The organism is Stenotrophomonas sp. STEN031 (assembly GCF_056759975.1).
Window position 1 is genome coordinate 1 of the sequence record NZ_JBRREA010000134.1, and the last position, 219, is coordinate 219.

The 219-nt window shown below is 61.6% G+C and carries 1 protein-coding gene; it reads left to right on the top strand.

Annotation, left to right across the window (positions count from 1 at the left end):
- A partial coding sequence (locus ACVOLQ_RS22460) for a hypothetical protein (RefSeq protein WP_481529357.1) occupies positions 1 to 219 on the top strand: 219 nt, incomplete at both ends.

Consider the following 219-nt stretch of genomic DNA (forward strand, 5'->3'; position numbering starts at 1 on the left):
CTACGCGCGCCGACTTGTCTCCAGGCCGCCCTCAGCCGGAGCCAAGATCAAAGAGCCAGCGCGCACCGTGGAGGTCGCATGCTTTCTTCGGTATTGCCTGTTCACCACCACAGACCAGTTGATCCTTATGGTGCAGCGCCGGATCGCCGATCTGTGGCGTCAGGCTGCCGCCGATGTCCCCGCTACCGTCAATTGGGCCGCAATGTACAAAACGCTGCT